The 1,465-nt window shown below is 64.0% G+C and carries 2 protein-coding genes; both read left to right on the top strand.

Annotated elements, in window-relative coordinates; translation table 11 throughout:
- A partial coding sequence (locus A3E1_RS42035; RefSeq protein WP_040391819.1) for a rhodanese-like domain-containing protein occupies positions 1-235 on the top strand: 235 nt, incomplete at its 5' end.
- Positions 232-1,362, top strand: coding sequence for a cysteine desulfurase family protein (locus tag A3E1_RS0125575; protein ID WP_020523639.1), 1,131 nt, complete (start codon positions 232-234; stop codon positions 1,360-1,362). The genes A3E1_RS42035 and A3E1_RS0125575, both read left to right, overlap by 4 nt.
- Positions 1,363-1,465 lie beyond the last annotated feature (103 nt).

Below are 1,465 nucleotides of genomic sequence, written 5' to 3'. Positions count from 1 at the left end.
ACACCTTCCAGGTGCGATCAACATTCCGATTGATGAACTCGAAGACAGGCTCGGCGAAATCCCGGCTGGGCCAGAAGTCGTCGCGTACTGCCGGGGACCGTACTGCGTGTTCGCCCACGAGGCCGTGGAGATCCTGCAACGGCATGGCCGCAACGCCTCTCGGCTGACCGATGGGGTGAGCGAATGGCGCCTGGCCGGGCGTCCCATCGCCACGGGCACAGGCAGTCAGCGATGACGGTTCCGGTTTACCTTGACCACAACGCGACCACATCCTTGGCGCCCGGCGTGCTCGACGTCATGACCCGCTATCTGGCAGAAGATTTCGGCAACCCGTCTAGCAGCCACCTCTACAGCCATGCCCCCCGCGATGCAGTGAACACCGCACGCCTGCAGCTTGCCGGATTGCTTGGTGCGCAACCAGAGCAGATCGTGTTCACCGGGTCAGGAAGCGAAGCCAACACCCTGGCAATTAACGGCATTGTCGCTGGCCGCACCGGTCAGGTGATCATTCAGGCCACCGAGCATCCCGCTGTCCTGGAAACCTGCAAAGCCCTGACCGCCCGAGGCATCCGGGTCACGATTCTGCCGGTCGACGAGTACGGCCTGGTTGATCCGGCAGACCTTGCCGCATCGCTGTCCGATGACACGTTGCTGGTGTCGGTGATGCACGCCAACAACGAGACCGGCACAATCCAGCCCATCGCCGAACTCGCCGCCCTGACCCATGCGGCCGGGGCGCTGTTTCATACCGACGCCGCCCAAACCGCTGGCAAGCTCCCGTTCACCGTCGATGAGCTGGGTGTGGATCTGCTGACCGTGGCCGCACACAAATTTGGCGGCCCGAAAGGCGCTGGCGCCCTTTACCTTCGCGACAATGTGCAGGTTTCACCGGTCATCCGTGGCGGCGGCCAGGAACGCGGGCTGCGGTCGGGTACCGAGAACGTCGCGGGTATCGCCGGGCTTGGTGCCGCAGCCGTATTCGCGGAAAAGCATGTTGCGGCACAACAGGTTCAGTGTACGGCCTTGCGCGATGAGCTGCACCAGCTGCTACAGCACGCGTTCGGGCGGCGCCTGCATCTCAATGGGCACCCATATCTTCGGCTGCCTAACACCCTCAACGTCTCCATCGACGGCATCAACGGGGCGGATCTGCTCGCGGTATGCCCGTCGGTCGCGGCGTCGACCGGATCGGCCTGCCATGACGGCAGCATCAGCTCCCCGGTGCTGGCTGCCATGAACCTGAGCGCCGGACGGGCAGCCAGCGCCATCCGGTTCTCGGTTGGCCGCACCACCACCCGCGACGACGTCACGCTGGCCGCTCACGCGATCATCCAAGCCGCACAACACATACAGGCCAAATGATTCCGGTAAAGCCAGATCTGGTGGTGGATGGCGGCGACATGCTGTGCGTGACGCTGCTGCTGGAACTTCGTTCCCAGATCACCGGTCTCCCAGTCGGGACCGT

It is taken from the genome of Catelliglobosispora koreensis DSM 44566 (assembly GCF_000379685.1).
In the GTDB taxonomy this organism is placed as follows: Bacteria; Actinomycetota; Actinomycetes; order Mycobacteriales; family Micromonosporaceae; genus Catelliglobosispora; species Catelliglobosispora koreensis.
This window is presented reverse-complemented; position numbering and strand designations above follow the sequence as displayed.